The sequence below is a fragment of the Acetatifactor sp. genome (genome assembly GCF_982438285.1).
The window spans coordinates 1-1,676 of the sequence record NZ_CEWDFQ010000498.1 but is presented as its reverse complement, the minus strand read 5'-3'; the positions used below and the strand labels follow the sequence as shown (position 1 = coordinate 1,676).

General features: G+C 44.8%; 1 protein-coding gene. It reads right to left on the bottom strand.

The genetic code is table 11. From position 1 onward, the window contains the following. Window positions 1-297: 297 nt before the first annotated feature. A partial coding sequence (locus AC1WIP_RS15660) for a diguanylate cyclase domain-containing protein (RefSeq protein WP_481142698.1) occupies window positions 298-1,676 on the bottom strand: 1,379 nt, incomplete at its 5' end.

Sequence of the window (1,676 nt, the reverse complement as noted above, 5' to 3'; positions counted from 1 at the left end):
TCTATGCCGTTTTCCGCTTCCCCAATCACCTGAAAGCCTATACTCTCCCAATCCCCCTTTCTGATAATCGCCTTTCTCAATTCTTCCTCGTCATCCGCCACAACCACCGTATACATTTGTATTCTCCTTTCCCCTTATACTGCTGTAAAATATGTGTTTCTATCGCTTTTATTATAAGGGATTATTGTGCACTTTGTATACTTTTTTCTATCATTTTCTATAAAAAATAAGCCATACGCCGATATAAGCGTATGACTTATCTGTATGCAGAGGACGGCTTTGTAGACCGCTGCCTTATCAGCGCCGTTTTCCTCTCTCCCTGTAATATCTTTCCTTGTCCGCGTACATTTGCCACTCTGCTTCCTTCATCAGCCGGCTGACGGAAGCCACCTTTTCCGTCCATTGTACCCCGACGGACACATCGTAGCCCTTCTCCCTTGCCGCCTGCTGCACCTTCGCCGCCATCTCCAGGACTTCCTCCCGGGTTTTCCCCGTCACAAAGATCAAAAATTCATCTCCGCCAATGCGGTAGGTGCTTTCCTCTCCAAATTCCCTTTTGATTTCCCCGGCAATATTTTTGAGCATTTCATCTCCTGCCGCATGGCCCTTTTCGTTATTCAGCTCATGCAGGCCGTTGGCATCCAGATAAATGCAGGCCAAAGACCTTCCCTGCAGCTGTTGGTAAAAGCTGATATCCCTTTCAAAGCGGTTGCGGTTTAACAGCCCCGTGAGCACATCGATCTCTCCCATCTTCCTTGCAATGGTGTAAGACTGCATATTGTGATAGAACATGGAAAAGCTGAAGGTAACGCTTTTGAGCTGTTCATAGTCCACCCATTTCAGGTCCGTATTGATAATCCCGAGAGCCCCGATCAGGGCTCCGTTAATATTTTCTACGGGAATGGCCACTAAATTTTTCAGCCTCTTTTCCTTAAACAAATTATAAATCTCTTTCCCAGCATGAAGGGCCTCTATTTCATTGAAAACAGCTATATCCTTATTGTTTTGCTGAAAATAATCCTGGAACACACACTCCTGCCTGGTTTCCAGAAAAGAATCCTCTCCAGCTTTTCTGCCCCTCTGCCACAAATACAGCTGGGGCTTTGTCTCATCCAATACCGTTTCAAAAAAAGCATACTGGGATGCAGTCATTTCCGCAATCTTCTCCAAAGCCAGGCCTATATTTTCATTTTTTTGATGGGCGATGAACAAAAGCTGCTCCACATCATGTATATGGCTGATCAGCTCCAGCCTCTTTTGTTTTTCTCTGGTCTCCTGTCTCACATATTTCAAAACCCAGATCAGATAAAGCAGGAAAAAAAGAAACTCAAGAGCCAGAAACAGATAGAACACTTGCCGGATATGATATGCGTCCTCGTAGACAATGCTTTCAGGAACAGAAATCGCAAGCCTCCATTCGTTTATCTCCAAAGGCTCATAATACAAATATAAATAGTCCCCTATGGTCCTTGACACAAAGACAACATAACCTGTCTCTCCTGCAAAAATATCCTCTGTAAACTGTTCCGGCGTGTAGCCGGCCTTCATCCTGCGGCTTCCCAGATCAATCAAATTACCAAGGGTTTTATGCCAGGTGTCCATAATAAAATCTCCGGTTTTTCCGTCTATCACATACACTGAAGCATTTCCGCCGAATTCTTCCACCTTCCACTGAT